Genomic DNA, 25,703 nt, shown 5'->3' on the forward strand with positions numbered 1-25,703 from the left:
GTCAGAGGTGGCGTGTTGGACTTCGGTGCGAGGGGACCCCTGGGTGCGACATACGCACTGAGGGGTCCCCTCACAGCAGCCCTCACGCCCGCAACACTCACGACCCTCGCGGAGTAAAGCGGGCTTTATCCCGCACACCACAGCCCTCGGGCACCCGCGAGTGGTGACTCTGCTCCGCTAGATGCAGCAGAGTCACCACTCACACCCCTCGCCCTCTGACGTCGGTGTCCGACGAGTCTGGGTCCGCGGCCGCCGCGCCACCTTTGCGTTTCCGCTCAAATAGAACCGGCGGTACCACTCACGACCAACGCTAGACGACCGCGCCGGAGATCCGCTGTTTCTTCTTGCGGACACCGGCGCCGGGATGGCGCGCGTCGAGCATGATCGCGACCGGCGCCGCGGTGAGCACGGTCGACGCGGTGCCCGCCGCGAGCCCGATCAGCAACGCCACGGCGAAATCGGCGAGTGAACCGTCGCCGAGCACCAGCAGAGCGAGCAGCATGAACAACACGCCGAGGCAGGTGTTCACGGTGCGCGGCAACGTCTGCAGTACCGCCGCGCTCATCACCGAGGCGAACCCGTCCTTCGGTCGCGCGGCCCGCAGTTCACGCACCCGGTCGAACACCACCACCGAATCGTTGACCGACAACCCGATGACGGTGAGCAGTGCGGCCAGGAAGACGCCGTCGACCGGTTTCCCCAGCCAGGCGAACGCGCCGACGACCACGGCCACGTCCGCCACCAGCGACGCCACGGTCGCCAGCCCGAGCCGCCAGTCGAAGCGCACCGCGAGGTAGGCCAGCTGCGCCGCGACGGCGAGGCCCAGCGCGAGCACCGCCTTGGTGCGCAGCTCGGCGCCGACGCTCGGGCCGATCTGGTCGTCGCGCGTCTGCCGCGCGCCGCCGGTGGCGCCGTCGACCACCGTCTTGATCTTGGCGGCGGTGGCCTCGTCGATCGGTTCGGTCCGCACGGTCACCGTGCTGTCGCCGGACGACGCCACCACCGCGCGGTCGAAACCGGCGTCGGTCAGCGCGGTCCGCACCTGGCCGGGATCCACCGGATGCCCGGCGGTGTACTCGATCATCCGCCCGCCGGTGAACTCCACGCCGAGGTTCAGCCCGTGCGTCGCGACACCTGCCGCGCAGACCGCGACGAGCACCAGCCCGGCGGCCAGCCAGCGGCGTGGCCGCCTGAACAGCTGGGGAACCTTGGTGGTGAGCCAAATCCGCACCCTGCTGAACCTGGCGAGCCCGCTCATGCCGGGATGTCGTTGCACGAAACCGTTCCGTGCGGCCAATTCCAGCAGGACCTGGCCGAGCACGAGCGCGCTGAACAGCGACGACAGGACACCGATCACCAGCGTCACGCCGAAACCCTTCACCGGCCCGGCGGCCAGCCAGAACAGCAGCCCGGCCGCGATCACCGTGGTGATGTTGGTGTCGGTGATGGCCGTGAGCGCCCGGCGAAAGCCCACGGTCGCCGCGCGGTGCAGCCGTTTCGGCCGGGAGACCGCGTACTCCTCCCGTGCCCGTTCGAAGATCAGGATGTTCGCGTCGATGGCCATGCCGATCGCGAGCACGAATCCGGCGAGCCCCGGGAGCGTCAACGTCGCGCCGAGCGCGAGCAGCACGGCGTAGGAAACGGCCGCGTAGCCGAGCAGCGCGAGGATCGCGAGCAAGCCGGCCAGCCGGTACGCGACCAAGAGGAAGGCGGCGGTGAGCGTGAGGCCCGCCAGCGCGGCGACCGCGCTGCTCTTGATCGCCTCGGCACCCAGCGTCGGCCCGACGACACGCTGTTCGGCGACCTCTACGGGCACCGGAAGCGCGCCCGAGCGGATCACGAGCGCGAGTTCCTGCGCGTCGGCGCGGGTGAAGTCGCCCGTGATCTGCGTGGTGTCGCCGATGATCCCCGCGCCACACCGGATCGACTGATCCATCTGCGGCGCCGACACGATCTTGTCGTCCACCACGATGGCGACCCGGCGGGCCTGGGCCCCGGACGGCGCGCACGCCGCGTCGGCGGTGATCTTCTGCCACGCGGAGGTGGCCTTGTCCTGCAAGGTCATCGAAACGACCCACCGCCCGGAGGTCGAGTCGGTCACCGCCTGCGCGTTCTTGACGCCTTCGCCGGTGAGCGCGGTCGCGCCGAGCTGCAGCGGCTGCCCCGACGGGTCGTCGAGCACCTTTTCGCCTGCTTGGGCGAGCACCGGCCGCACCGAGAGTTGCGCTGTCCGGCCGAGAATCGCGATGGCCTCCTGGGGATCTTGGACGCCGGGGAGTTCCACCAGGATGCGGTTGTCGCCGGACCTGGCGAGCACCGGCTCGGCCACGCCGAGTGCGTCGACCCGCCGCCGGATCACCTCCATCGCGTCGTCGGTGGCCTTGGCGTCGGCCTTCATGGTCGGGGAGTCGTGCGTTTCCAGGACGATCTGGGTGCCGCCCTTGAGATCGAGGCCGAGCCTGGGCTGGCTGGTGAGCAGCAGAAAAGCGGACGCGGCGAGGACGGCAAGGGACAGCAAGCCCCTGACCAGCAGACCTCGCCGCGCGGAAGTGCGCGGCATGAGGGAAGAACCTCCAGCGGAACGGAGTGAACGGGTGTCGTCAGAGTCCGTTGCCGCGAGGAGGTGCGCGCCCGCCGACCGGGCCTTCGCCGGTGGTCGCGGGAACGCGGTGAGCCGCCATCGCGACCGGCTCACGGTGGCCGCGCTGCTCGGTCCCGGAAGCGCCGGGCGGGAGGTCGATCGGGGTGTGCCCAGGCTGTTCGCCCTGGGCGGTGGCGGTGAAGCGGGTGATGAGCCCCGGCGTCTCGGCCTTCGCGACCGCGCCCGCGGTGATGCCGCGAACGGGTGCCGCGGTGGCGACCGGGGTGGCGACCACGAAAGCCGCCAGCACCTGCAGCAGAACGAGCAGCGCGAAACGGTACGGCGATGGCCGTCCGGGTTTCGTCGCGCCGCTCACCCGGCTCACTCTAGCCGATCTTCCAGACGGCCAATGGCGTTCGGCCAGTGGCCTGGAGCTGGCAGGATGTGGTGCAGGGGAGTCGTGCTCGTCGGACGCACGTTCCTTTTCCCGGCTCGAGGATTGGACGCAATGGGACGCTCGTCGGTGTTCACCTTCCAGTACATCGCCATCGACACGGAGTCCGGTGTTACGCCGGAGCAGTTCGAGACCTTCGTGCGTGCTGAAGGCGTTCATCTGCCCTTGTACCCAGGGTGGCGGTGGACTCTGCTGCGCGGGTTGCGCGGAGAGCGGACCGGGCAGTACCTGATGTTGTACGAGATCGAGAGCGCCGAGCACCGCGACCGCTACGTCACGGCCCGGGGTGAGCAGACCGAGCCGGCCCGGCTGTTCTGGGCGGAGCACCCCGAGGCTGAGGCTGTGCTGGCACGGTGGCGGCGGCTGGGCACGTTCGGTGAGCTGCCCACGTTGTTCACCGACTACCGGCTGCTGGCCGACAATCCGCGGAGCACGGTCACGCCTGGCCCCCGCTACCGCGACCGCCCGGGGGAGGAGCGCGTCGCCCGGGTCGTCGGGATCCACAACCTGGCGTTGCGCGCCGGGGTGACCGAGGAGATGTTCGACCGCTTCATCGCCGAGAACCACCACCGGATCGACGACTACCCGGATTGGCGGTTTCACGTGCTCAAGGGCGAGCGGGGCAACCGCCTCGACCAGTACGTGATGATGATGGAGATCGCGAGCCTGGACGCGTTGGACGTCTTCTACCCCGAGCCCGACATCGCCACCGGCGAGGCCGCGGAGTTCGCGGCCGCCCACCGCGACACCAAGCAGATGTACGAGGAGTGGAAGCAGCTGGCCTCGTTCTCGGGCTCGCCGCAGATCTACACGGACTACCTCGCCGTCGCGGAGAACCCGGCATAGCCCGCAGCCGCGGCCGCAGGCCTGACGGAGTTGCTTTGGGGACACCTGACGGCCCAAAAGCAACTCCGTCGGCTCGGGCTCGCCGACGCCTCCGCCGAAAGTACAGGAGCTCTACTGTGCCAACGGCCAGGTCGAATCCGGCTCCAGGGCCAATGTGCTCGCCGCCGGAATCCGTGAAGGTGAAAGGAGCCAAGCCAAGGAGCAGTGATGAGAACACCTCAAACCCAGACCGCGCCGGAAGATCTGCGCGTGCCCGTGCGGGCCAGACTCGCGGCGGCGTGGACCAGCTTCATGTTCCTCTACATCTACGTCGACTACCTCGCCCTGTACAAGCCCGGCTTCCTCGACCAACTCCTGGGCGGCACCGTCCACGAGTTCGAAACCGGCCCGGCCTTCGTCGCCATCGCGCTCGCGCTCATGGCCGTCCCGATCCTCATGATCCTGCTCTCCGTGACGCTGCCCGCCCGTGTCAACCGCACCGTCAACATCGTCGTCGCAGCGCTCTACATCCCCGTCTCGCTGTTCAACGCGGCAGGGGAGACGTGGACCTACACCTTGTTCTACGGCATTTCGATCGGGCTCGAGGTGCTGCTACTGGCCTTCATCCTGCGCTCCGCCTGGACCTGGCCGGTCAGCGCGGAACACACGTAGACAGCTGATCGCGCGGGCGAACCTGCCCCAGGCCTCCTCGGTGGCGCGGTGAGCGGCGACGCTGACGCTGACCGCCGCGTGGCCGGCCGCGGTGGTGGCCATCGGCGTGACGAAGGGCGTGGCGGCGGCTGAGGCCGCCACCGCGGCCACGACAGCCCAGACTTTCCTCGTGCGACGTAGTGGTGACGGCTTGTCGAGAACTGCGAGCATGTCTAGTAACCATCCCGGCGGAGAGCCGGATTGGGTGGGGAGGGATCCGGGGATCTTTGACGTTCGGTGACCTTCCGCCTGGCCGCGGGCAGCGTTGACCGTCGTTCGCGGGGCAACTACGCTTCGCGCGAAGCATGCCTGCGGGAGGCGGATCTGCTGGTCGAGAACATGTTGCTGCGGATCGCGCGTACGCAGGCCGCGTCTGTTCAAGCTCCTGGCGAGGGTGTCTCGCGCCACGAGCTCGCCTCTCGGGTGAACGAGTACCTGTGGGACAGGTACCGGCAGCGCGCTGATCTGGACGCCAACTACGTCGGAAAACTGGAACGCGGCGTCATCACATGGCCTAACTCTCGCTACAGGGAAGCCCTGCGGCACGTACTCAACGTAGCGAACGACTCCGCGCTCGGCTTTCAGAACACACGCCGTGCCTACGTGACTGACAAGCCTTCTCCGGGTGACAGCTTGACGTTGCTGCTGGCTGACCTCGACAGGCCTCCATCGCCGCGGCGGGTCAGCCGCAGGCACATCGACAACGTCGCCCATGCGGCCAAGGCCATCAACGCCGTTCACCAGTCGAATGGCGGTTCGTTGATGCAGGAAGCCCTGATGGCAGAGCTTCGTTACGCTTCGCGACTGCTCGCACTGCCGTGTCACAGCGACCTCGAACAACCGTTGCACACCGTGGTCGCCCAACTGGCGCACACCGCGGGATTCAGCGCGTTCGACCTTGGTCGGCATCAGGCCGCTGCCCGGTTTTTCGAATTCGGGTTGTCGTGTGAGCAAGAAGGTGGAAACCCGCATTCCCGCGCGTTCATCCTCGCCTCGATGTCTCGGCTGGCCGCTTGGAACGGAAAGCACGAACAAGGTTTGGCTTATGCCGACCGGGCGCTGATGGATGCTCGCGAACTGACGCACACGGAGCTGGCGATGGTGCACGCGGCGCGTGCACGGTCGCTCGCGGCGATGCGAGACACCTCGGGCGCACTCCGTGCTTTGGGGAAGGCGGATGATCACTTCGGGGCTTCGGCACCGTCGAACGATCCGTCATGGATGACGTTCTACGACTATGCCCAACATTGTGGTGACACCGGCAATGCCCTGTTGAACCTCTCGCAGTCCGGCCACCATGTCCCTGCGGCTTTCGAACGGCTCGCTGAGGCCGGCCGGGTACGGGATCCGCTCTATGCTCGGTCGCACACACTGCGCCGGCTCCTGCTGGCCACCTTGACGATGACGGCAGGCGACCCAGCGGAAGCCGTCAGCCTCGGTTCCGACGCGATCGACTCCGCTGAGGGCATCAACTCCCATCTGATCCTGGACCTGCTCGGGGGTCTGTCCCAGGCGGCGACCGCGCACGAGATGAACCGTCACGGGTTGGGGGCCGCTTCCTTTCATGAGGATGATGGTCACCATGCCCAAGCGTTACCCGCCCGAGGTCCGTGAGAAGGCTGTCCGTCTGGCTTTGGATCGTCTCGACGAGTACGGATCCGCCTACGCCGCCGCGCACGCCATCGGCCCGATGGTCGACGTGCATCCGGAGACACTGCGTGTGTGGATCGTCAAGGCCCTCCAGCAGGACACTCCACCCGTCGCGGCGGCCGGTGAGCTGGCCACGGCCGAGCGCGCCGAGCTGGACCGGCTGCGCAAGGAGAACAAGGAACTCAAGCAGGCCAACGACATCCTGAAACTGGCGTCGGCTTTTTTCGCGCGGGAACTCGACCCGCGACACCGCTGATCGTCGGGTTCATCGACGAATACCGCCAGGTCCACGGCGTCGAGTCGATCTGCCGAGTGCTCTCCACGCACGGGATCCAGATCGCGCCCAGGACCTACCGCAAAGCTCGTCGTAAGCCACCGTCGCAGCGGGATATCGCCGACGCCTACCTGACCAACGCCCTGCGAGACGCGCAGGACACACCCGAGGCGGTCTACGGGCGCCGGAAAATGACCCGCTGGCTGCGCCGCCAAGGCCACCAGGTGGCGTTCTGCACCGTCGACCGCATCATGCGAGACCTGGGCCTGAAGGGAGTGACCCGGGGGCGTCCACCACGAACCACGATCCGCGCCAAAGACGGCGTGCGGGCTGGCGACCGGCTCAACCGGGACTTCACCGCCGATGGCCCGAACCTGGCGTGGGTGGCGGATTTCACCTACGTGTCGACGCAGACCGGATGGGCCTACGTCGCGTTCGTATTCGATGTCTACTCCCGCGCCATCGTCGGGTGGACCGCGGCGAGCGCGAAGACGACTGCCCTGGTGTCCAAGGCGCTGAACATGGCGCTCTGGCGGCGCGATCACCACGGGCATCCCGTCGAGCCGGGGTTGATCCACCACAGCGACGCCGGGAGTCAATACACGTCGGTTTCCTTCACTGATTCTCTTGCACTGCAAGGGTTATCGGCGTCCATAGGTTCGGTCGGTGATGCCTATGACAACGCACTGGCGGAATCGATCATCGGGCTGTTCAAAACCGAACTGGTCAACCGGCACGGCTCGTTCACGAACCTCTCCGAGGTTGAGTACGCCGTGATGGAGTGGGTCGACTGGTACAACAACGCCCGCTTGCATTCCCGGCTGGACTACCTCACACCGGTCGAGTACGAGACCGCCTACTACGCTCAACACCTGCCACGCCGACCGGCGCTGGTCTGATACCCGAAGCCGGTCCCTTACCCGTGACGGTTCAAGAAGCATCCGGCTGTCCGAGAGCTTCGCACCGTTCTGGCCGGAACTCGGCCGCCCGCGTGACTAAACCTTGAGGGGGTCACGGGAGTCATCAGTGTGTGACGTGGTTGAAGCCCGTGGAGGTGCGGGTGTCCGCCAGCGCTCGTGACGATGCCGCCGAGTGCTCCTTCGGGGTGTTGTTCCACGAGCGGTTCGAGACGATGAAGCGGCTGGCGTATCTGCTCGGCGCCGACGACGCGGAGAACATCGCGCAGGAGGCGTTCGTCCGGCTGCATCAGCGCTGGGCGTCGCTGGACGATCCGGTGAAAGCGGCCGCCTACCTGCGGACCACGGTGATCAACCTGGCACGCTCGCGGCTGCGGCACCTGCGTGTGGTCCGGCGTACCCCGGGTGATGTGCTTGTCGACGAGGAGTCCGCCGAAGCGCACGCCCTCCTCCGCTTCAAACATCGTCAACTCCGCGAGGCGTTACGCTCGCTGTCCCGGCGCCAAAGAGAAGTCTTGGTGCTGCGGTATTGGCTGGACCTGGATCAGGCCACGATCGCGGAGACGCTCGGATTGGCGCTGGGCACGGTCAAGGCGACGACCTCACAGGCATTGGACAGGCTGCGCGAACGGTTCGAGCGGGAAACGGAGATGTGGTGATGGACGAGTTCGAACGTCGTGTGCGCACCGCGCTCGGTGAGCTCGCCGACTCTGTGCCGTCGAGCTCGCATTCGTGGGCTGAGCACCATCGACGGAGGGAGCTGAAGCAGCGACGGAGGCGGCGGAAGACCGTGCTCGTCGCCGCTGCCGCTGCCATCGTGCTCGTCGCGGCCGTGCTGGTGCCCTCGGTGCTGCCGCATACTGACCGAGAGCGGACCGGGGCGAGCCCGGCGCCGGTTCGGGGGCCTGTCTATGTGCTCAGGCCCGGGACGGAGCTCCTTGCCGGGCCGTTCGTGCTGACGACCTATGTCGAAGATGGACAAATGCACAACGCGGCTGCCTACGTGACAGCGAACAAAGATTCCCAGGGACCGCCGACGCTGTGTATCTGGTCCGGGGTCGCGGGCGAGCCCGTCGGCACTGGTCCGAAGAGTGCGTGTTATGTGTCCACTGTGGATAAGAACCCTGAGGCCACGATCATCGTGACCGGCCGCAGCGTTCCGGATGGCGTCGCGAAGGCACATCAGGGTATGTGGGTGTTCATGACCGGCGCCAGGGTCGCATCGCTGCGTGTCTACAACCGCGACGGCGGCATGAGCGAGTCGCGGCTGATCGGTGCCGGGGGTGGCTACAACCTGTTCTCCGGCGAGTTCACCGACCCCGGCTGGTTCGACGCCTACGACGTCCATGGCGTGTTCATCAGGAGCGGAAAGCCTTAGGGCGCGTATCAAAGATCGCCGTGGAACGGAAGATTCTCGGGGCGATGCGCATAAGTCCTCATTTCTTGGTTGGGGACGAGGAATGAAAACAAGCCGCGGTCGTGCCGAAGCTTGCTTCCTGTCAGGTCGACGCACGCGCACGGCGTCGGGTTTAGTCTCTTCGAGAAATGATCTTGAAGTTGCATGGAATAGTGCAATTGTGGCCAGTGGTTTGCGAACGCAGAACTCGCAAAACGTGTCAAATCACCCCGGCGTGCATCAGGGGTCGTCAAGCTTGGCGGCAGGGTGTCCATGGCCAGGAAAATCGCGATTTCCGGCGTGCTTCAGCGCGCGCCGGACAGGCGATTTCCCGTTCGGCTGGCGCGGTATTCATCAATGAATGCGCATGCGAAACGTCGCTGGACAGTGTGAAATCCGGTCCTTATCGTGTGGAGACCACTGCGAAAAGGAGTTGGTCTTGTGATGAATGGATTCATGCGAAGAGCGGGAACAAGTCGATGGTCCTTGGTGGTCGCCGTTTTCGGGATCGTGGCGGCGATCGCGCTTCCGGCCGTGGCCACCGCGGCCCCGGCGAACGAGCACTGTGTCTACTCGGCGACCACGAAACAGCTCAGCTGCTATCAAACCCTTTCCGCCGCCACGGCGAGTGGAAGGCGGATGGCCCGAACCTCGGGTGACGTCATCGCGGCAGTCGTTTTTGAGCACCAAAACTATGGCGGGGCGTCACTGACCCTGACCGCTCCGTCTCCCTGCGTCAAAAACGACAAGATCGACTACTGGTATCCCCTGTCCGCTGCCTGGCAAAAGAAGATCTCGTCAGTGCAGTCGTGGGGGAGCTGCTGGGTCTGGCTCTACCGCCAGGACAATTCACGCGAGGGGCCCTTCATCGGCAATGTCCCTAACGTGGGGCGCGACATCGAGGACCAGGCCGTGCTCGTCGGCCTCAGCTGATCGCAGAAGGGTGAAGAACATGTTTGCCATCAGGAAAACCGGCATGGCCGCGGCCGGCTTGGCCGTGATCGTGGCAGCCGCGCTCATCCCGGCCGCGGCGTCCGCAGAGGACACGCCGACCACGCGTGAGCTGTTCGATCAGTGCAACCAGGGTCGGACCGACCTGTGCGTCTTCCATCCGACAGGGCCGGCGCAGAAGTACCGTGCCCCGTACGAGCTTGTCGGGAAGTCCAAGAACTGCACCAAGAACAACTCGACACGGGTCATCCGCTGGGAGTCGACCGCGGGAACGAAGACCAGCGTCGGCGAAGAGATCAGCGTCACGGTCAAGGCCGGGGAGATCTTCGAGGCCAGCTACAAGCAGTCGTTTGGCGAGGAATGGAGCTGGGTGAAGACGAAGGCGGACGAAGTTCGGCAGGACATCGGCCCGCATCAGGCGGTGAACATCTACGCCGCACCGATGCGCACCAAGGTGAAGGGCAAGTTCGAGATGCACTTCGGCAGCCGCTACTACGGCCACTACATCTGGTACACCCCTGAGATAGAGGTCGACGGTCCGAGCAGCGACCCGGTGTGGGTCACGCGCGCGAACCAGGTGCATGCCACCTGTTGACCGCGTGAGGTCGTTCCCTGGCGCCCCGGGGAGCCAGGGAACGACCCGGATTTCCTCCTGGCTGCTCAGCCGAAGGTGAAGGAGAACGCCTGCACTCCGCTGCCGACGGTGACGTCGAGGATGCCCGCCTCGATGTCCGGTGTGGACAGTAGTTGGTAGGAGTTGGGGGTGCCGTTCACTTGGATGGTCTTGGTCTGTCCTTTGGCTGTGTAGGTGACGGTGCCATTGCCGGACAGGACCATCCGTACTTCTTTGGCGCGGTAGTCGAGTTTGACCTGGGCGGTGCCGGTGGTGGGGGTGATGTTCTGGCTGGTGAGGGTCCAGTCACCGTTGAGGGTGAAGGTGTCTTGGGGTTGCTGGGCGGGGTAGGTGAAGGATTTCGTGCCCGCGGTGTAGTCCTCGGAACCGGCGAAGTTGACGCGTTTGGTGGAGCCGAGGTAGGTCTCGCGGGTGATCGCGGCGGTGTCGGGAGTGTCGTCCGTGGTTCCGGTCGCGGCGGGAAGGGGCTTGCCGGGATTGGCTTTGGTGAGCAGTTCGCGGATGAGTTTTTCGGTGGTCTGGTAGTCACCTTCGCCGAATTTGATGTGCCGCACGGTGCCTTCGGCGTCGATAAGGTAGTGGGCGGGCCAGAATCGGTTGCGGTAGTTCGTCCAGGTCGACAGGGTGTTGTCGAGTGCGATGGGGTAGCCGATGCCGAATTTGTCGGCGGCGGATTCAACGTTGCCCGGTTCTTTCTCGAAAGCGTATTCGGGGGCGTGGATGCCGATGACCTGCAGGCCGGCGTCGCGGTAGGTCTTGTCCCAGGCGGTGACGTGGGGGATCGAGCGCTGGCAGTTGATGCAGGAGTAGGCCCAGAAGTCGAGGAGCACCACTTTGCCGCGGAGAGCGGCGAGGTCGATCGGCTGGTTGCCTGGGGTGTTGAACCACTGCTGGATTCCCTGGAGGTCCGGGGCTTTTCCGCAGGATTCGAGTTCTTTCGCGCCGTCGGTGCAGAGGTCGAGGTCTTTGTTCTGGTCGTTTTCCAGGCCACCGAGGTTGAGCGCCTTCTTGACCTGTTCGGAGTTGTTGATGTTGTTCTGCAGGCCGCTGGTGTAGTCGGGGATGGCGCGCTGCAGTAGTTGGGGGAGGTTGAACACCAGCCCGATCGCGAGCGCGATCATCACGATGCCTGCGGTGACCCGGATTCCGCGTTGCCGTTTGCGGAACGCTGTCACCCGTTCGGCGACTCGGCGTCCAGCGAGTGCGAAGATCAGCAGGGGGAGTGCGGCGCCGACGGCGAAGGTGACGGTGAGCACGACGGTGTCGAGGCCGATCCGGCCGGTCGACCCGGCGACGGTGATCGCGGCGAGTACCGGGCCGGCGCAGGGCACGTAGACCGCGCCGAGCCCGAGGCCGAGTGCGAAGCCGCCGCGGTTGGCGTCGGGGCGGCGCTGCGGGATCCAGCTGAACGGCTTCTCCAGCAGGTGTTCGAACTTCGGGACGATGAGCCCGATCCCGATCAGGGTCAGCACGATCAGGCCGGCCCAGCGCAGAACGTCCTGCGGCAGACCGAGTACGGACAGAAGCAGCGAGCCGAACAGGGTCACGAGAGTGAAGCTGACGACGAGCCCCGCGATGATCAGGTAGGGACGTGACCGTGGCGGTTTCGCTTCGATCGGGGCTTCGGCGGTCGCGACGCTCCCACTGTTCTGTTCGGGGCGGCTGGCCGGCTGGGGTTTGTGCACGCCGCCGGAGAGGAAGATGACGGGCAGCACCGGCAGGATGCACGGTGAGATACCCGTGACCAATCCGCCGATGAGGCCGATTAACGCGAGTGTGAGCACGATTGCCCCCGTGCGGTTTTCGTCGGATGAGTGATGACAGGTATTCGGCGCCCGGACTCCAGCGGATTGCTCGGATGTCACCGTGAGCTGGTGATCGTGTCCCCTGGGTAACGGAATGGTCTCGATGATCGTCGTGGCCCATCCGGGCCGTCGGGTGCGTCGAATCCCGGTTGTTCGTTGCCTCGGAGGTGTCGGGGCTTCCGGCCCATGGTGGGCTGTCATCTCAGACTTAGGAGTTATCAGTCATGAAGCGCAGCATTCGCAGCGGTACCCTGGCAGCCGGTGTGGCCGCTTTCGCTCTTGTTGTCTCGGCGTGTGGCAGTGACGCGGGTTCGAACACCGCCGCGAGCAGCAGCGCCCCCGCCGCCGCGCCGTCGTCGGCTGCGATGCCGTCGTCGGCCGCGAAGATGGACCCTGCCAAGGATCTGGTCGGTTCCGGGTGTGCGGGGTACGCGGAGAAGGTCCCGAGTGGACCGGGTTCGGTCGCCGGGATGTCCGCTGACCCGGTCGCGGTCGCCGCGAGCAACAATCCGCTGCTGACCACGCTGGTGTCGGCGGTGTCCGGGAAGCTCAACCCCAAGGTCAACCTGGTCTCGACGCTCAACGGCGGTGAGTTCACGGTGTTCGCGCCGGTCGACGCCGCGTTCGCGAAGATCGACGCCGCGACCATCGACAAGCTCAAGACCGACGACGCGCTGCTCACCAAGATCCTGACCTACCACGTCGTCGCGGGTCAGGTCGCGCCCGACAAGATCGTCGGCGACCAGACCTCGCTGCAGAAGGGTGTGGTCAAGGTCAGCGGCAGCAAGGACGCGCTGAAGGTCAATGACGCCAACGTGATCTGCGGCGGCGTGCACACCGCCAACGCGACCGTGTACCTGATCGACTCGGTGCTCATGCCCCCGGCGTGACCCGATTCAAGTCCACAAGGGACTGACGGTGGCCGGTGGAATCGCCGACAAGCGATTCCACCGGCCACCGTTTTTGTATGGGCGGGTTTCCGGATATTCGTTACCAATACGCGGGCCTGAGGCCAACGAATCACTTCTGACAGCTCGTCCACAGCGCGGTTCGTGCACCGCGGGCGCGGGTTCGGCTCCGGCCGGGAAGGAATAGCCATGGCCGCCGCAAGCGCCACCATCACTGCTCTTCGACTACCACCGACCACCGTCACCGTCTCGGCGCCCGAGGAACTCATCGGGCGGGTCGCGCTGGGCGACGAGCACGCGTTTTCCGCGCTCTACGACCAGCTCGCCGGACCGATCTTCGGCACGGCGCTGCAGGTCCTGCGTTCCCGCGCCCAGGCCGAAGAGGTCACGCAGGAAGTGCTGCTCGAGATCTGGCGCAAGGCCGCCCAGTACGACCCGGCACGCGCGAAAGTCACGACATGGGCGCTGACGATCGCGCACCGCCGGGCGGTCGACCGGGTCCGCCACGAGCAGTCCGCCCGCGACCGTGAGGACCGCGCGGACCTGCTCGACCTGCGCCGGCCCTACGATGACGTCGCCGAAGCAGTACTGTCCACAGAGGACAACAACCAGGTACGCCAGGCGTTGTCGGCGTTGACCGAACTCCAGCGCGAGTCCATCCTGCTCGCCTATTTCCAGGGACTCACCTACCCAGAGGTCGCCGAGAAACTCGGCGTCGCGACCAGCACGGTCAAGACCCGCATGCGTGACGGCATGATCCGCCTGCGCGACGCGTTGGGAGTCCTCCGATGAGCATCGCCGAGGTCCACACATTGGCAGGTGCCTACGCGCTCGACGCCGTCACCGACCTGGAACGCGCCGCGTTCACCCGCCATCTCGCCCACTGCCCGACCTGCGCCCGCGAAGTCGCCGGATTCCGGGAGACCGCCGCGAGACTCGGGACGGCCATGAGCGCGCTGCCGAGCACTCGGCTGCGCAGCAGAGTGCTCACCGAAATCGCGGAGACCAGGCAGCTCCCGCCCTCGCCTGAGATCGAATCGCCTGAACGCCGGTCATGGCGCACCCGCGTGGTCATCGCGGTGGCGGCCATCGCCGCCGCGGTGTCACTCGTCGCTGGGATCGGCATCGGTGCGCTAAGGCCAGATCCCGCACCGCCCGCTCAGATCGCCGAGCCCGCCGCCGCGCCGGACGCGAGCGTCGTGCGTGCGAGTGGCACCGGCGGCGGCTCTCTGGTGGTGGACTTCTCCCGCCAGCGCGGCGAAGCGGTGATCACCGCACGCGCGCTGCCCGCGCTCGGCGTGGGTCGTGCTTATCAGCTGTGGGTCATCGGGCCGAGAGGAGCCCAGTCCGCAGGGCTGCTGCACACGGAATCCGGGAAGCTGACCGTGGCGCTCCCCGCCGGCGCCGACCGTGTCGCCGTCACGACCGAACCGGCGGCGGGCTCATCACAACCGACGACTCCGGCGGTGATCCGCGTTCCCCTCGCCTAGCCGTTCGCCTGGTAGTGCTTCGCGTCGGTGAAGTACAGGTTCGTGGTGAACGTCCCCGTCGTCGCCTGCGTGAATGAGTCCACACAGGACACCTGGACCAGATAGGTGCCCGCGACCACCTCGGTCATTGCCAGACGGCGGACCTTCGACATCACCGGGGTTCATTCCGTTGCCGACCGTGCGGCGCGTTCGCAGCTCGGGCTAGGAGCAGAATCGGGTGTACTGCGGTTTGAGAATCGTGGCCGCGGTGACCGTGGCGATGCAGGTCTTGAAGCCGAAGACACACCAGTTGCCGTTGTCGCTCCTGACGAGCAGCACGCCGAACGGCCCTAGCCGGTCGCGTTGCCGTGTCAGCAGCACGCCCGCCACGTCGTCCTTGACCTCGATGGCGCTGACTGAAACGGGAGTCGCGGAGGTGACGAGGGGCACGGGCACGGGCGGGAGGCCGGAGTCACGTGGGCAGAACAGTGCCCGCAGTGCCGGATCGTCGCCCGAGGTCATCACGTCCGCGATCTCTTCGGCTGTTCCGTCAGCGGTCGCCTGCGGGTTGGCGTGGACCGTGAGGTAGACGGTTACGGCGATCGCGACGATCACCACCGCGGTCATGACCAGAATCAACCGGGTACTCGGCCGCCGCCGTCCGTCGCCGGCTTCGGACGCGTCCACGTGAATGATCCCTTCGGCAATGGTCTTGGTGTGGATGAGTCTGACCGATAGTCAGAACGGTGGCAATCGGGCTGGTGCTCGGCGACCCGGCGATATTCGCACCCGGCGACACTAGTGGTTTGAACCGCCGATGAATCGATGCCGAACCGGCTTGTTCCAAGCTGCGATGACAGTGGTGCCGTCGCGGCGGCGAGGATCGAGAGGAGTCGTCGGTGAACGGCTACGTGGCGGTGCTCAAGGGGAACGTGCTGAAGTACGCGCTGTCAGGTGGGTTTCTTGCGGTAGCGTTCGGGGTGCTCGGCGCGACGTCCCGGCCACGCAAAGGGCGCTCGGCTCGCCTGGAAAGGACGTCGGCTGACTCTCTGAGTCTCGGGTCTACACCCGGGTGCTGAACGACTCGGAGATCTGCGGGCTGGTAAAGCCGGAGCGTGCGTCGCAACTGCCTGGCTGCACGCCGATGTGACCTGGGCCGCTCTGCCCGGTTGGCAGGCGGCAAGACTGAAACGGAATCGATGGGCGCCAAGGTCCCTGTTGATCTCGAGGACCCGTTGGGTGACGCGCCGAGATGATCGCTCTGGACAAGGGATACTCGATCTCTGGCACCTTCGGCTACCCGATAGGGCAAGGTCGCGGTGACCGTACTGGGTAGCGTCGTCTGCAGCCGGACGGCGGCGTCTCTGCGCCGCTTCGCGTCCGAGGTCACTCATGACGAGCTGGAGATTCCTCTTGTTGTATCGCAGACATCGGCCTCGCGCGTTGGTCGCAATCCTCGCGGCCGTGATCGGGATGTGTGTGCTCGACGTTCCCACGGCTGAGGCGGCGGAGACCGAGCCTGCCGGACTCGCCGGGACGATGCTCGGCGGCGCGTTGCGCACGCTCGAGCCCGAGCCCGACTTCCTGATTGACCTGGTCAGCAGCGCTGAGTTGCTCGACTGGCGGGGCGCGAATCCCACTGCGGCACAGACCGTCCTTACCGGACACTTGACCGCGATCCGGCAGAAGGCGGACACCGCGGTTCCCGAGACGATCCGGAAACACGCGTCGGACGAGCTGATGGGTGCGGCGTTGAGTGGTGTTCTCGGCGCTCCTGCCGCAGTGGTCGGGCCGAACGTGCGCGGGCTGCAGGCTGCCTACGCGGGACGGGACGTCACCCCGCTCAGCGCGCGGATCGAGGACCGGCTCAGCGACCGGCTCCCGGACTACATCTGGAGCGAGGCCTTCAACACCGCGCAGAACACGGTCTGGCAGGCTGTGTCCAGCGCAGCCCGCGCGGACGCGTCGTTCGCCGCCGGCTGGAACACGGTCCTAGGCAACCGTGTCGCCGTCGACGTCATGGCCTCGCCGGTCGAGCTCGGCAAGATCCCCGCTCTGCAGGCGAAGCTCGACCTGCCGACGCTGATGCACCTGGAGGCCCCCAACGAGGTGAGGGCTGCGGCGACGGCGAAGTTCAAAGACCTCGTGGACCAGACCTACGCCGAGCGCAAGCAGATGTTCGACGACTACACGGTGTCGGCGAAGACCCCTCCGGCCCAGGGGGACAAAGCCGCCGCGGACGCGGACAAAGGCGAAAAGGAACGGCAGAAGTACATCAACGCGGGCAAGACCGCACTGGACGTGGTCAGCCTGTTCTTCAAGGCGATCGGTGACGACTCCGACGCCAAGGACGTGGCCAAGTTCGCCAGCGGGGTGCTGGCGATCGCGACCGACCTGAACAAGCTGGTCGCCTCCGCTCAGGCGATCAACGAGGTGTTCTCCCTCGCCACGGTCGCGTTCACCGGCAACGTCCTGGGCATGGTCGGCACCCTGACCTCGCTGCTGGCCGGCCTTGGCGGGCAGTCGACAGACCAGGTGATTCTCGACCAGATCAAGAAACTGCGTGAGCAGATCGACAAGCTGCGCACGGAGATGCACGCGCGGTTCGACGAAATCGACACCCGGCTGAACGCCGTCTACCAGGGACTGTCCGACCAGCTCGGGGAGCTGTGGAAAGGCGTCGCTTACGTCAAGAGCAATGTCACCCAGATCGGCGAGAACCTCAGCCATCTCGAACAGCAGATGCAGGTGGCCGGCAAGATGCAGCTCGCGGCCACCGCCGGACTGTATCTGCAGGACACCTGGGTCAACGCGAACCTGCTGATCGACTACACCGCGAACCACCCCGGCCGCCAGGTCACCTACCCCCAGTACGAGAACGCGGAGAACCTCTACTACACCGGGGCGACCCAGACGGCCACCGAACCAGGCTTCGTCGTGCCGCGAACCGTCACGGGTATCGACGACGGGACCGTGACGGACGCGCTGGCCAACTACGGCCCTGACGGGATGATCCGCTATCTGTCGTCCTACGCGCAGGCGGCCTACGACGACAAGTTCCCGGTGGTCGGGCCGATGCTCGGCAACCCGGACACCTGGCGGATCGCCGCGACGGCGTACGACAAGCTGTCGTCGCAGAACCCGGATCTGGCCACCCAGATCAATCCGAACCGAGCCCGTGACGTACTCGGCGCGGGCCTCGCGATCCGCGACGCCGCGCTGAAGTTCAGCACACCCGCCGCCGGTGGCAGGCCGAACAAGCTGTTCGAGGCGCTGCCCACCGACTACCTCAGCCGGCTCGCCACCTTCTTCCGAAAACTCAGACCACAGCAGGACATCATCACCGGCGGCAAGTACCAGCTGTTCGGCGACACCGAGCAGCACACGGACAACCGTACTGACCTGAAGAAAGTCCCGCAGGTGCCGGTCTGCGGCGAAACCAGCGACGCCCACCGGATCCTCACACCGTCCACTGTGGATGGAACGAAGCTGCCGGCGCCGGAGATGTTCGTCCGTAACCTCTTGCCGCAGCTGGACAACTGGGATGTCTGCTACACCCCCGCGTGGGAGAACGTCCAGACGGTCAAGACCCGTGGCCAGTGCGAGGGCGAAGGCCGCTACTACCCCTGCAGCATCGCCACCACCACCGGTGATCTCAACGTCACGTTCACCGAAACCTGGCCGGTTGACGGCGCACAGCGCAAAGATGTCCGGACGACCTCGGCCCACGTGTCGAACGGAATGCAGATCCAGCGTTGCGAAACGCTCGACTACGGCGGGACAGGCAGTTGCCCACCGCCGATCAAGGCACTGGACCCGGTGCTGCAGAATTGGCAGGCCAAGTTCCTCAAGGTGTTCCAGGACGAGGGCCAGTCCCTGCTCAACGCGGACCAGCTGAGCGCATTGCGGGTCAAGGTCGCCGACTTCCTCCGGCAGCACCAGGCCGCGTACTACACCAGCATCAGCGACATGGTGGCGCACAACCTGGCGGACAACGTCAACGTCGGAGTGCAGCTGCTGGGCGCCTACACCCAGCTCGGGTTCCCGCGCGCGTGGCAGTCCGACACGACACTGCACCAGTTGCTGGTGGGGGACAACGGATTACCGGACAGCGACCCGGCCAAGGGCAACCTGATCGGGAACGCGTTCGCCAAGGCCGCGGCGAACCTGCTCGCCGGGAAGAACGCTCGTGAGGACAACCTGTACGACCAGTCCCTCAACGGCGTTTGCCCGCAGCTGCAAGGAGTGGACGCCTCGGACCCCTATCTCAATTGCCTGGCCGCCACCGCGTCGCTGCGAGTGGAACAGCTGAAGCAGCGGATCAGAGATCAGTTCCGGTACCGGTACGAAGGCGCCGACCAGACCCTGCCCGACACCCAGCGGGTGTTGCAGCACCTGTGGACCACGACCAAGCAGATTCGGCCGAACGCCGATCTCGGTGCCCAGGTCGACGACATCCCGGTTCCCGGCCCACGCGAGGAGTCGTGGCGCTCGGCCAGCGTCGTCGGTGAGAACGGCAACGCGCAGTACGCGCCGTCGATGGTGTCGCTCAACGGCAAGCAGTACACGATGTACGTCTCGGGCGGCGACATCTACGTCGCCGCGTCCGCCGACGGCTACCGATGGGACCCGCCGGTACGGTTGCCGGCGAATGCGCCGGTGGCGAGCGAGCCGTCGATCGCGGCGTTCGGCGGTCACTTGATCGTGCTGTACAAGGGAACGCAGGACAAGCGCACTCTCACCAGCGACGACGGCGTGCATTGGACCGATCGGGCAGGCGGCACCGGCGATCCGGGCGGGGCGCTGAACCCGAAAATGACCGTGTTCGACGGCAAGCTGTACGCGGTGTCCCGAGGTGGGGCCGACAACAGGGACATCTACGTCTCCAGCAGCACCGATGGCGCGAGCTGGGCGCCGTACCAGCAGGTCATGATCGGCGTGAAAACCGATACGGCCCCCACACTCGCGGCCTACAACGGCCTGCTTCTGATGGCCTGGACCGACGACTCCAGCGTCAAACTGGCGAGCAGCCCGTTCGGCACCGGCACCTGGAACGTCCGGTCAACCGTGGTCGCGCAGAAGGCTTCGGCGCCGTCGATCACGACGCTCGGCGGCCGGATCTACGTGTCATGGCGCAACTACGGCAACATCGCACCGGAACTGGACCTCGTGTCCAGCCAAGACGGCATCACCTGGACCACCCCAGCACTGATCCTCGTGCGCAACCGAATCGACACCCCGCCGAACCTGACCACGTTCGCCAACCGGCTCCAGCTCACCTGGCGCTCGCCGGACTCCGACCGAATTCTGACCTCGACCAGCCTCACCCTGCCCGACACCAGCCCTGCCGCCCCAGTGGCCAATGACAACCGCTACGTCCTTGACGGCCAAATCGTCCAAGGCAACGTGCTCTACAACGACACGGGCATCGGACTCACCGTCGTCGGCACCAGCGACATCGTCAACGGGAAAATGAAGATCTACGCAAACGGTGACTTCACCTTTACTCCGTCAGCCGGAGTCACCTATGCCGCCTTCAAGTACACGCTCATGGACGGGCTGGGCCGCACGGCCACCGCCCAGGTCACCATGAACCAACTCTCAAGCCCGCCACCCACCCCACCATCCAGCCAGTAGACCGGGACTGTAAACGTTCGGCGCAACTCCCGATCATGGAACTGCTCAGGGTTTGGTTGACACCTGATCTGCGAGGCTTCGGCCTTGTTTGGAAGGATGTCAGTCGTGCCTAAGCCTCATCCTCGTGAGTTCCGGGACGATGTCGTGGCGGTCGCCCGGCAGCGTCAGGTGCCGTTGAAGCAGGTCGCGAAGGACTTCGGGATCTCCGAGACATGCTTGGCGAACTAGATGCGTGACGCCGATGTTGAGGACGGTAACGGCCTGGCGGGACGTCGGATGAGTCGGCTGAGCTGCGGGAACTGCGCAAACGTAACCGGCTGCTCGAGCAGGAGAATGAGGTTTTGCGCACAGCGGCCGCGTATCTCGCGCACGGGAATCTGCGTGCGGGAGCCTGTCACGATTTCTGTGTAAGTCAGAGGTGATCTTTGTCGGGGAAGTGTCCGCGGTTCTTGGTGATTTTGCGGAGTTGGAAGTTGATGGATTCGATGGCGTTGGTGGTGTAGACGATTTTGCGGAGTTCGGGCGGGTAGTCGAGGAATGGGATGAGGTCGTGCCAGGCGTTGCGCCACACGTCGATGGCGCCTGGGTATTGTTGCCCCCATTTCTTGTCGAATTCGGCCAGGGCGAGTTCGGCGCCTTCAATGGTGGGGCGCAGTAGATCTCGCGCATCGATGTGGCGATCTTTTTGCGGTCGTTGTAGGACACGAATTTCGAGGCGTTGCGGATGACGTGGACCACGCAGGTCTGCACGACCGTGTCAGGAAAGATCACTTTGATCGCGTCGGGAAGACCGGTCAGGCCGTCGCAGCAGGCGATGAGGATGTCCTTGACACCACGGTTGCGCAGGTCGGTGACGACCTTCTGCCAGAACTTCGCGGCCTCGGTGTCCTGGATCCAGCAGCCGAGGGCATGTTTGCGGCCATCCACGTCGACACCGATGGCCAGGTAGGCGACTTTGGTGGTCACCACGCCGTTGTCTTTGACGCGGATCCGGATTCCATCCACATACAGGATCGGATACACCTCGTCGAGCGGACGTGATTGCCACGCTTTGATCTCGTCGACCACGACATCGGTCACGTTAGATATCAATTCCCGGGAGGCATTCACGCCATAAACTTCCAGCAAATGAGCTTCGATGTCGCGGGTGGTCATGCCCCGGGAATACAGCGACAGGATCATGTCGTCGATGTTGCCGATCCGACGAGATCGCTTCGGCACGATCGCGGGTTCAAAAGACCCGTTCCGGTCACGCGGAACCTCGATATCGACCGGACCGTTCATCGTCGACACCGTCTTGGTCGACTTCCCGTTCCGCGAATTGCCGGAACCGCGACCGGAGGGGTCGCCGGCGTCATAGCCTAAATGGTCGGTCATCTCGGCCTGCAACGCCCGCTCGAGGACCGCTTTGGTCATTTGATTCAGCAAGCCGTTCACGCCGTCGATCGGCGTTCCGGCCGCTTTGGCGTCCTTCAGCAGCGCGTCGATCGTCTCCGGCGAGAACGTCTCCGCCAGCTGCCGCGCCGCCGCCTCGTCACTGCGACGAGGCGATGTGTTCTGCGTCACTCGGTGTCCCTTCCGACCGCCCACCAGGCCGGTCGATCTTGGTACACCCCCGACCTACACAGTTGGCGTGACACGCCCGTGCGGGAGCCTGTCACGATTTCTGTGTAAGTCAGAGGTGATCTTTGTCGGGGAAGTGTCCGCGGTTCTTGGTGATTTTGCGGAGTTGGAAGTTGATGGATTCGATGGCGTTGGTGGTGTAGACGATTTTGCGGAGTTCGGGCGGGTAGTCGAGGAATGGGATGAGGTCGTGCCAGGCGTTGCGCCACACGTCGATGGCGCCTGGGTATTGTTGCCCCCATTTCTTGTCGAATTCGGCCAGGGCGAGTTCGGCGCCTTCAATGGTGGGGGCGCAGTAGATCTCGCGCATCGATGTGGCGATCTTTTTGCGGTCGTTGTAGGACACGAATTTCGAGGCGTTGCGGATGACGTGGACCACGCAGGTCTGCACGACCGTGTCAGGAAAGATCACTTTGATCGCGTCGGGAAGACCGGTCAGGCCGTCGCAGCAGGCGATGAGGATGTCCTTGACACCACGGTTGCGCAGGTCGGTGACGACCTTCTGCCAGAACTTCGCGGCCTCGGTGTCCTGGATCCAGCAGCCGAGGGCATGTTTGCGGCCATCCACGTCGACACCGATGGCCAGGTAGGCGACTTTGGTGGTCACCACGCCGTTGTCTTTGACGCGGATCCGGATTCCATCCACATACAGGATCGGATACACCTCGTCGAGCGGACGTGATTGCCACGCTTTGATCTCGTCGACCACGACATCGGTCACGTTAGATATCAATTCCCGGGAGGCATTCACGCCATAAACTTCCAGCAAATGAGCTTCGATGTCGCGGGTGGTCATGCCCCGGGAATACAGCGACAGGATCATGTCGTCGATGTTGCCGATCCGACGAGATCGCTTCGGCACGATCGCGGGTTCAAAGACCCGTTCCGGTCACGCGGAACCTCGATATCGACCGGACCGTTCATCGTCGACACCGTCTTGGTCGACTTCCCGTTCCGCGAATTGCCGGAACCGCGACCGGAGGGGTCGCCGGCGTCATAGCCTAAATGGTCGGTCATCTCGGCCTGCAACGCCCGCTCGAGGACCGCTTTGGTCATTTGATTCAGCAAGCCGTTCACGCCGTCGATCGGCGTTCCGGCCGCTTTGGCGTCCTTCAGCAGCGCGTCGATCGTCTCCGGCGAGAACGTCTCCGCCAGCTGCCGCGCCGCCGCCTCGTCACTGCGACGAGGCGATGTGTTCTGCGTCACTCGGTGTCCCTTCCGACCGCCCACCAGGCCGGTCGATCTTGGTACACCCCCGACCTACACAGTTGGCGTGACACGCCCGCGTGCGGGGTGCTCGGGATCTCTCGGCAGGCCTACTACCAGTGGCTCTCCAATCCGGTGTCGCAGCGCGATTGGGACGACGCCCATCTGATCAACGCCGCGCTCGACATCCACGCCGACGATCCGGCAGACGGGTATCGGTCTTCACTCGCGGTCGCCGCACTGCGTAACGCGATCACGCTGCGCGGCCCGGCCGGAGTGATCGTGCATTCGGATCGGGGCAGTCAGTTCCGGTCCACGTCCTACCGCCATGGAATCGTTCTTCTCATTGCTGCAAAAGAACGTTCTCGACACCCGACGCTGGAAAACCAGAGAAGAGCTGCGCCTGGCGATCGTCACCTGGATCGAAACGAAATACCACCGCGAACGCCGGCAACGAGCCCTCGGCAAACTCACCCCCATCGAGTTTGAGACCATCTACACCACCGCAGAAGCGGCCTGAAACACCACACCCCCAGTGACAACCAGACTCGGGGCAGTCCCAAGCCGGACAACGCGGAACACCCGACAACACATGGAACCCAGCCGACGCCCGCGAGACACTCGCCGCCCGGCACGCCTCCGGTGAACGCCCGTCCGGCTTCACCGGTACCCATAAGGTCAGCCAGCAAGACTGAACGTTCAACCGAGCAGAACACCAAGTCTCGCAACGCATCTACGGTGATCGCCGCTGAAGCCGACGTGAATGAAGCAGAAGTCAGCGGTCATCGAACTCCCGCAACGCCGCTAGGACGGTCGCGAGTGCTTCCTTCGCTGCGGCCACGGCTTCTTCTCGGCCATCTCTGCGGCTTCCCATGGCGAAGTCTTGCGGCCCGTGCCAGTCCGGTCGGTGGTCGTCTGTCGGTCGATGGGCCGGCAAGCGGACTGTTTGCTTTGTGTCGCGGTGGATAAGTCGAGGTCAGGACCGCATGGTGCGGGCAATTTCAGCCCGGTCCAATGCGATCGCGACGTCGACATCGGCGGTGACGACGCGCACGCTGCAGCGCGCCGGAGCGGCCTGGACTATGGCCTCGTGGATGACACTGACAACCGCGTTCCCTTCACATTGGCATGCGGTCACGTCCAGAACCACCACGCCACAACACAATTCGAGTCCTTCGGCGAGTTCGGCCATCAGCCTGATGATGCCGGCCCCGCTTAACCGGCCTTCCGCCGTGATGGTGATCGTCGCGTCCGCGGCCAGAACCCGGGTCTTCAGCATGCGCGCTGACTGCGTGGGTATCTGTGTCTTGAGTGCGCTCATGGCGCTCGCTCCTTTTTATTGCCCACCCGAATTTCGGGAGTACCCTCTTACGGTCTTCTTACACTTCGCGCCGTCGCCCTCGTCGTGAACAGTCACCGCTCGGCCGCCGGTGATGTCGTCGCGGTGCGCGTGCCGGTCACGGTATGCCGGTAGAACGACGATACGAGGTCGTCCCGCTCGTGTGTGCGGATGGCGGAGCGGTGCGACGGCGCCCGTCGCTACGCGGATCTGTTGCGTGCAGTCCACGTTGGAGGCAATGTGCTGCCGAGAAAAACATGAGGGCTACCCGTTGCTCAGCGACATGAAACTCATCTGAGCGAAATAAAAAACTTTGATTTTCACCCAATCCGGCGACGGTCTTCGTCCCGAACTACGGCTGATGGTGAAGTCGACATCCGGAAGGGGGTGAGATGGATGGATACTTCCCTGACTGATGACACACCGGCCGGGCACCCGTTGGTGCTGCGGCTGCTCGTGGTGGCTGGTGCGTTGTTCGGATTCACCCTGCTGGCCATGGCTGTTTCGGGTGCCGCGGAGGCGTCGGAAGGTGGGCCGCCGCAGGACCAGCCTGGTCTGCTCGATCGATTCGAGGGCACCGTGCATGGTGTCCTCAAGCCGGTCGGGCCGGCTGTCAAACCGGTCACGGGCACGGTGCACTCGGTGACGTCGCAGGTCGCCTCGACGGTGACGCCGGGCACGAGGGGGCTTGAGCGCTCGCTCGCGCCGCTGACTTGTCCGGTGTCGCACGCGGCGGAACCGGTGCTGTCCGCGCTGCGGCCGGTGACCGAGCCCGTTCTGCGTGCGACCTCGCCGGTCCTGCACGCGGTGGCCCCGGTAACCGAGCCGGTGGTGCGGGCGATCGGGGCCGAACGTGTGGTCGCTGCGGTGACCGGGCAGCCGGCGAAACCCGCCCCTCGCGGAGATGTCACTACTCCGCCGGCGGCAGGCATCCCGGGTGAGCAAACCGTATCGGACACCAGGCCCGGTCCGGGTGTCCTCACGCGGAGTGCGGCGCAGCGTCGCCCAGACGCTCGGATCGGTTCCCGGCACGGTGCCGGGGAAGCGAGTTCGGACGCGGCCGGTATCGCCGGTCCGATGTCCGGAGCGGGCGGCGGCGGGTTGCCTGCGGACGTGTCCGCGATGAGCGGGGCGACGTTTGTGGGTGCCGGCGGTCAGCACGGTGGCGAGTACGCCGTGACCGCGTCCGGTTCGGTCATGCCGGGTACGGATCGCCTGTGGCGGGCACCTCCAGCCGGCGCGTGGCCGTTGTACTGGCTGAAGTACTACGGCAACGACCATCCGAGCTGACGAACCCTTTCCACCCTCAAATCCACAATGGAC

At 65.3% G+C, this 25,703-nt stretch carries 20 protein-coding genes, 3 pseudogenes and 1 other annotated feature; of the genes and pseudogenes, 15 read left to right on the plus strand and 8 right to left on the minus strand.

Annotated elements, in window-relative coordinates:
* Positions 1–310: 310 nt before the first annotated feature.
* The gene (gene secD / locus AB5J62_RS12995; RefSeq protein ID WP_370948467.1) at positions 311–2,560 is read right to left on the minus strand and encodes a protein translocase subunit SecD; all 2,250 of its coding nucleotides are present in this window, start codon (positions 2,558–2,560) and stop codon (positions 311–313) included.
* Positions 2,561–2,600: 40 nt separating this feature from the next.
* Positions 2,601–2,957: a hypothetical protein gene (locus AB5J62_RS13000; protein WP_370948468.1), complete on the minus strand. Its 357-nt coding sequence runs from the start codon at positions 2,955–2,957 to the stop codon at positions 2,601–2,603.
* A 132-nt stretch (positions 2,958–3,089) separates the two neighbouring features.
* Between AB5J62_RS13000 and AB5J62_RS13005 the strand changes: the two genes are divergently transcribed.
* From AB5J62_RS13005 to AB5J62_RS13040, 8 genes are all read left to right on the plus strand, one after another.
* Positions 3,090–3,881 (plus strand): hypothetical protein, encoded by a 792-nt coding sequence (locus tag AB5J62_RS13005; protein WP_370948469.1) that lies wholly within the window; start codon positions 3,090–3,092, stop codon positions 3,879–3,881.
* A gap of 207 nt (positions 3,882–4,088) precedes the next feature.
* Complete coding sequence (locus tag AB5J62_RS13010; protein ID WP_370948470.1) at positions 4,089–4,532, plus strand: DUF6326 family protein; 444 nt, start codon at positions 4,089–4,091, stop codon at positions 4,530–4,532.
* Positions 4,533–4,808: 276 nt separating this feature from the next.
* Positions 4,809–6,185 carry an XRE family transcriptional regulator gene (locus AB5J62_RS13015; protein WP_370948471.1) on the plus strand — a complete coding sequence of 459 codons (1,377 nt, stop codon included), beginning with the start codon at positions 4,809–4,811 and terminating at the stop codon, positions 6,183–6,185.
* A protein-coding gene (locus tag AB5J62_RS13020) for an IS3 family transposase (RefSeq protein WP_370948472.1) occupies positions 6,154–7,394 on the plus strand; the annotation gives its coding sequence in 2 pieces (ribosomal slippage) (positions 6,154–6,445 and positions 6,445–7,394; 1,242 coding nt in all). The genes AB5J62_RS13015 and AB5J62_RS13020 overlap by 32 nt, the downstream gene beginning before the upstream one ends.
* Positions 6,438–6,566: a sequence feature (AL1L pseudoknot), on the plus strand. Its footprint overlaps the gene before it by 129 nt.
* A 161-nt stretch (positions 7,395–7,555) precedes the next feature.
* Positions 7,556–8,071, plus strand: coding sequence for a sigma-70 family RNA polymerase sigma factor (locus AB5J62_RS13025; RefSeq protein WP_370948473.1), 516 nt, complete (start codon positions 7,556–7,558; stop codon positions 8,069–8,071).
* Positions 8,068–8,790 carry a hypothetical protein gene (locus AB5J62_RS13030; protein ID WP_370948474.1) on the plus strand — a complete coding sequence of 241 codons (723 nt, stop codon included), beginning with the start codon at positions 8,068–8,070 and terminating at the stop codon, positions 8,788–8,790. The genes AB5J62_RS13025 and AB5J62_RS13030 overlap by 4 nt, the downstream gene beginning before the upstream one ends.
* A 507-nt stretch (positions 8,791–9,297) precedes the next feature.
* Positions 9,298–9,741: a hypothetical protein gene (locus AB5J62_RS13035; RefSeq protein WP_370948475.1), complete on the plus strand. Its 444-nt coding sequence runs from the start codon at positions 9,298–9,300 to the stop codon at positions 9,739–9,741.
* A gap of 19 nt (positions 9,742–9,760) precedes the next feature.
* Complete coding sequence (locus AB5J62_RS13040; RefSeq protein ID WP_370948476.1) at positions 9,761–10,354, plus strand: hypothetical protein; 594 nt, start codon at positions 9,761–9,763, stop codon at positions 10,352–10,354.
* 65 nt (positions 10,355–10,419) lie between these two features.
* Here the strand turns inward: AB5J62_RS13040 and AB5J62_RS13045 are convergent, their stop codons facing one another.
* Complete coding sequence (locus AB5J62_RS13045; RefSeq protein ID WP_370948477.1) at positions 10,420–12,177, minus strand: cytochrome c biogenesis protein DipZ; 1,758 nt, start codon at positions 12,175–12,177, stop codon at positions 10,420–10,422.
* A 245-nt stretch (positions 12,178–12,422) separates the two neighbouring features.
* Here AB5J62_RS13045 and AB5J62_RS13050 point away from each other — a divergent pair, with 245 nt between their 5' ends.
* From AB5J62_RS13050 to AB5J62_RS13060, 3 genes are all read left to right on the plus strand, one after another.
* Complete coding sequence (locus AB5J62_RS13050) at positions 12,423–13,088, plus strand: fasciclin domain-containing protein (RefSeq protein WP_370942040.1); 666 nt, start codon at positions 12,423–12,425, stop codon at positions 13,086–13,088.
* A 207-nt stretch (positions 13,089–13,295) separates the two neighbouring features.
* The gene (gene sigK, locus AB5J62_RS13055) at positions 13,296–13,898 is read left to right on the plus strand and encodes an ECF RNA polymerase sigma factor SigK (RefSeq protein ID WP_370948478.1); all 603 of its coding nucleotides are present in this window, start codon (positions 13,296–13,298) and stop codon (positions 13,896–13,898) included.
* On the plus strand, positions 13,895–14,596 hold the full coding sequence (locus AB5J62_RS13060) for an anti-sigma factor domain-containing protein (RefSeq protein WP_370948479.1): 702 nt from the start codon (positions 13,895–13,897) through the stop codon (positions 14,594–14,596). Before sigK ends, AB5J62_RS13060 begins: the two co-directional genes overlap by 4 nt.
* Here AB5J62_RS13060 and AB5J62_RS13065 read toward each other — a convergent pair.
* Positions 14,593–14,724 carry a hypothetical protein gene (locus AB5J62_RS13065; protein ID WP_370948480.1) on the minus strand — a complete coding sequence of 44 codons (132 nt, stop codon included), beginning with the start codon at positions 14,722–14,724 and terminating at the stop codon, positions 14,593–14,595. The genes AB5J62_RS13060 and AB5J62_RS13065 overlap by 4 nt on opposite strands.
* 73 nt (positions 14,725–14,797) lie before the next feature.
* Complete coding sequence (locus AB5J62_RS13070; RefSeq protein WP_370948481.1) at positions 14,798–15,262, minus strand: hypothetical protein; 465 nt, start codon at positions 15,260–15,262, stop codon at positions 14,798–14,800.
* Positions 15,263–16,048: 786 nt separating this feature from the next.
* Between AB5J62_RS13070 and AB5J62_RS13075 the strand changes: the two genes are divergently transcribed.
* Together AB5J62_RS13075 and AB5J62_RS13080 are read left to right on the plus strand one after the other, a co-directional pair.
* Entirely contained in the window at positions 16,049–20,212 is a 4,164-nt protein-coding gene (locus tag AB5J62_RS13075; RefSeq protein ID WP_370950249.1) for an Ig-like domain-containing protein, read from the plus strand.
* A gap of 105 nt (positions 20,213–20,317) precedes the next feature.
* The gene (locus tag AB5J62_RS13080; protein WP_370948482.1) at positions 20,318–20,440 is read left to right on the plus strand and encodes a hypothetical protein; all 123 of its coding nucleotides are present in this window, start codon (positions 20,318–20,320) and stop codon (positions 20,438–20,440) included.
* A gap of 202 nt (positions 20,441–20,642) precedes the next feature.
* On the opposite strand, the pseudogene AB5J62_RS13085 reads toward AB5J62_RS13080, so the two are convergent.
* Together AB5J62_RS13085 and AB5J62_RS13090 are read right to left on the minus strand one after the other, a co-directional pair.
* Positions 20,643–21,727: pseudogene (locus tag AB5J62_RS13085) on the minus strand (IS256 family transposase); the annotation flags it as partial.
* A 178-nt stretch (positions 21,728–21,905) separates the two neighbouring features.
* Positions 21,906–22,990: pseudogene (locus tag AB5J62_RS13090) on the minus strand (IS256 family transposase); the annotation flags it as partial.
* Between the two features lie 132 nt (positions 22,991–23,122).
* Between AB5J62_RS13090 and AB5J62_RS13095 the strand changes: the two are divergent.
* Positions 23,123–23,561: pseudogene (locus tag AB5J62_RS13095) on the plus strand (IS3 family transposase); the annotation flags it as partial.
* A 456-nt stretch (positions 23,562–24,017) separates the two neighbouring features.
* On the opposite strand, the gene AB5J62_RS13100 reads toward AB5J62_RS13095, so the two are convergent.
* On the minus strand, positions 24,018–24,362 hold the full coding sequence (locus AB5J62_RS13100; RefSeq protein WP_370948483.1) for a hypothetical protein: 345 nt from the start codon (positions 24,360–24,362) through the stop codon (positions 24,018–24,020).
* A 414-nt stretch (positions 24,363–24,776) separates the two neighbouring features.
* On the opposite strand from AB5J62_RS13100, the gene AB5J62_RS13105 reads away from it, so the two are divergent.
* Entirely contained in the window at positions 24,777–25,670 is an 894-nt protein-coding gene (locus AB5J62_RS13105) for a hypothetical protein (RefSeq protein WP_370948484.1), read from the plus strand.
* Positions 25,671–25,703: the final 33 nt, after the last annotated feature.

It is taken from the genome of Amycolatopsis sp. cg5 (assembly GCF_041346955.1).
Lineage (GTDB): Bacteria > Actinomycetota > Actinomycetes > Mycobacteriales > Pseudonocardiaceae > Amycolatopsis.

Coding starts and splice junctions, on each gene's coding strand:
- AB5J62_RS13100 (WP_370948483.1), bottom strand. CDS start 24,362: ATGAGCGCACTCAAGACACAGATACCCACGCAGTCAGCGCGCATGCTG.
- AB5J62_RS13005 (WP_370948469.1), top strand. CDS start 3,090: ATGGGACGCTCGTCGGTGTTCACCTTCCAGTACATCGCCATCGACACG.
- AB5J62_RS13010 (WP_370948470.1), top strand. CDS start 4,089: ATGAGAACACCTCAAACCCAGACCGCGCCGGAAGATCTGCGCGTGCCC.
- AB5J62_RS13105 (WP_370948484.1), top strand. CDS start 24,777: ATGGATACTTCCCTGACTGATGACACACCGGCCGGGCACCCGTTGGTG.
- sigK (WP_370948478.1), top strand. CDS start 13,296: ATGGCCGCCGCAAGCGCCACCATCACTGCTCTTCGACTACCACCGACC.
- AB5J62_RS13065 (WP_370948480.1), bottom strand. CDS start 14,724: ATGACCGAGGTGGTCGCGGGCACCTATCTGGTCCAGGTGTCCTGTGTG.
- AB5J62_RS13060 (WP_370948479.1), top strand. CDS start 13,895: ATGAGCATCGCCGAGGTCCACACATTGGCAGGTGCCTACGCGCTCGAC.
- AB5J62_RS13075 (WP_370950249.1), top strand. CDS start 16,049: ATGTGTGTGCTCGACGTTCCCACGGCTGAGGCGGCGGAGACCGAGCCT.
- AB5J62_RS13050 (WP_370942040.1), top strand. CDS start 12,423: ATGAAGCGCAGCATTCGCAGCGGTACCCTGGCAGCCGGTGTGGCCGCT.
- secD (WP_370948467.1), bottom strand. CDS start 2,560: ATGCCGCGCACTTCCGCGCGGCGAGGTCTGCTGGTCAGGGGCTTGCTG.
- AB5J62_RS13040 (WP_370948476.1), top strand. CDS start 9,761: ATGTTTGCCATCAGGAAAACCGGCATGGCCGCGGCCGGCTTGGCCGTG.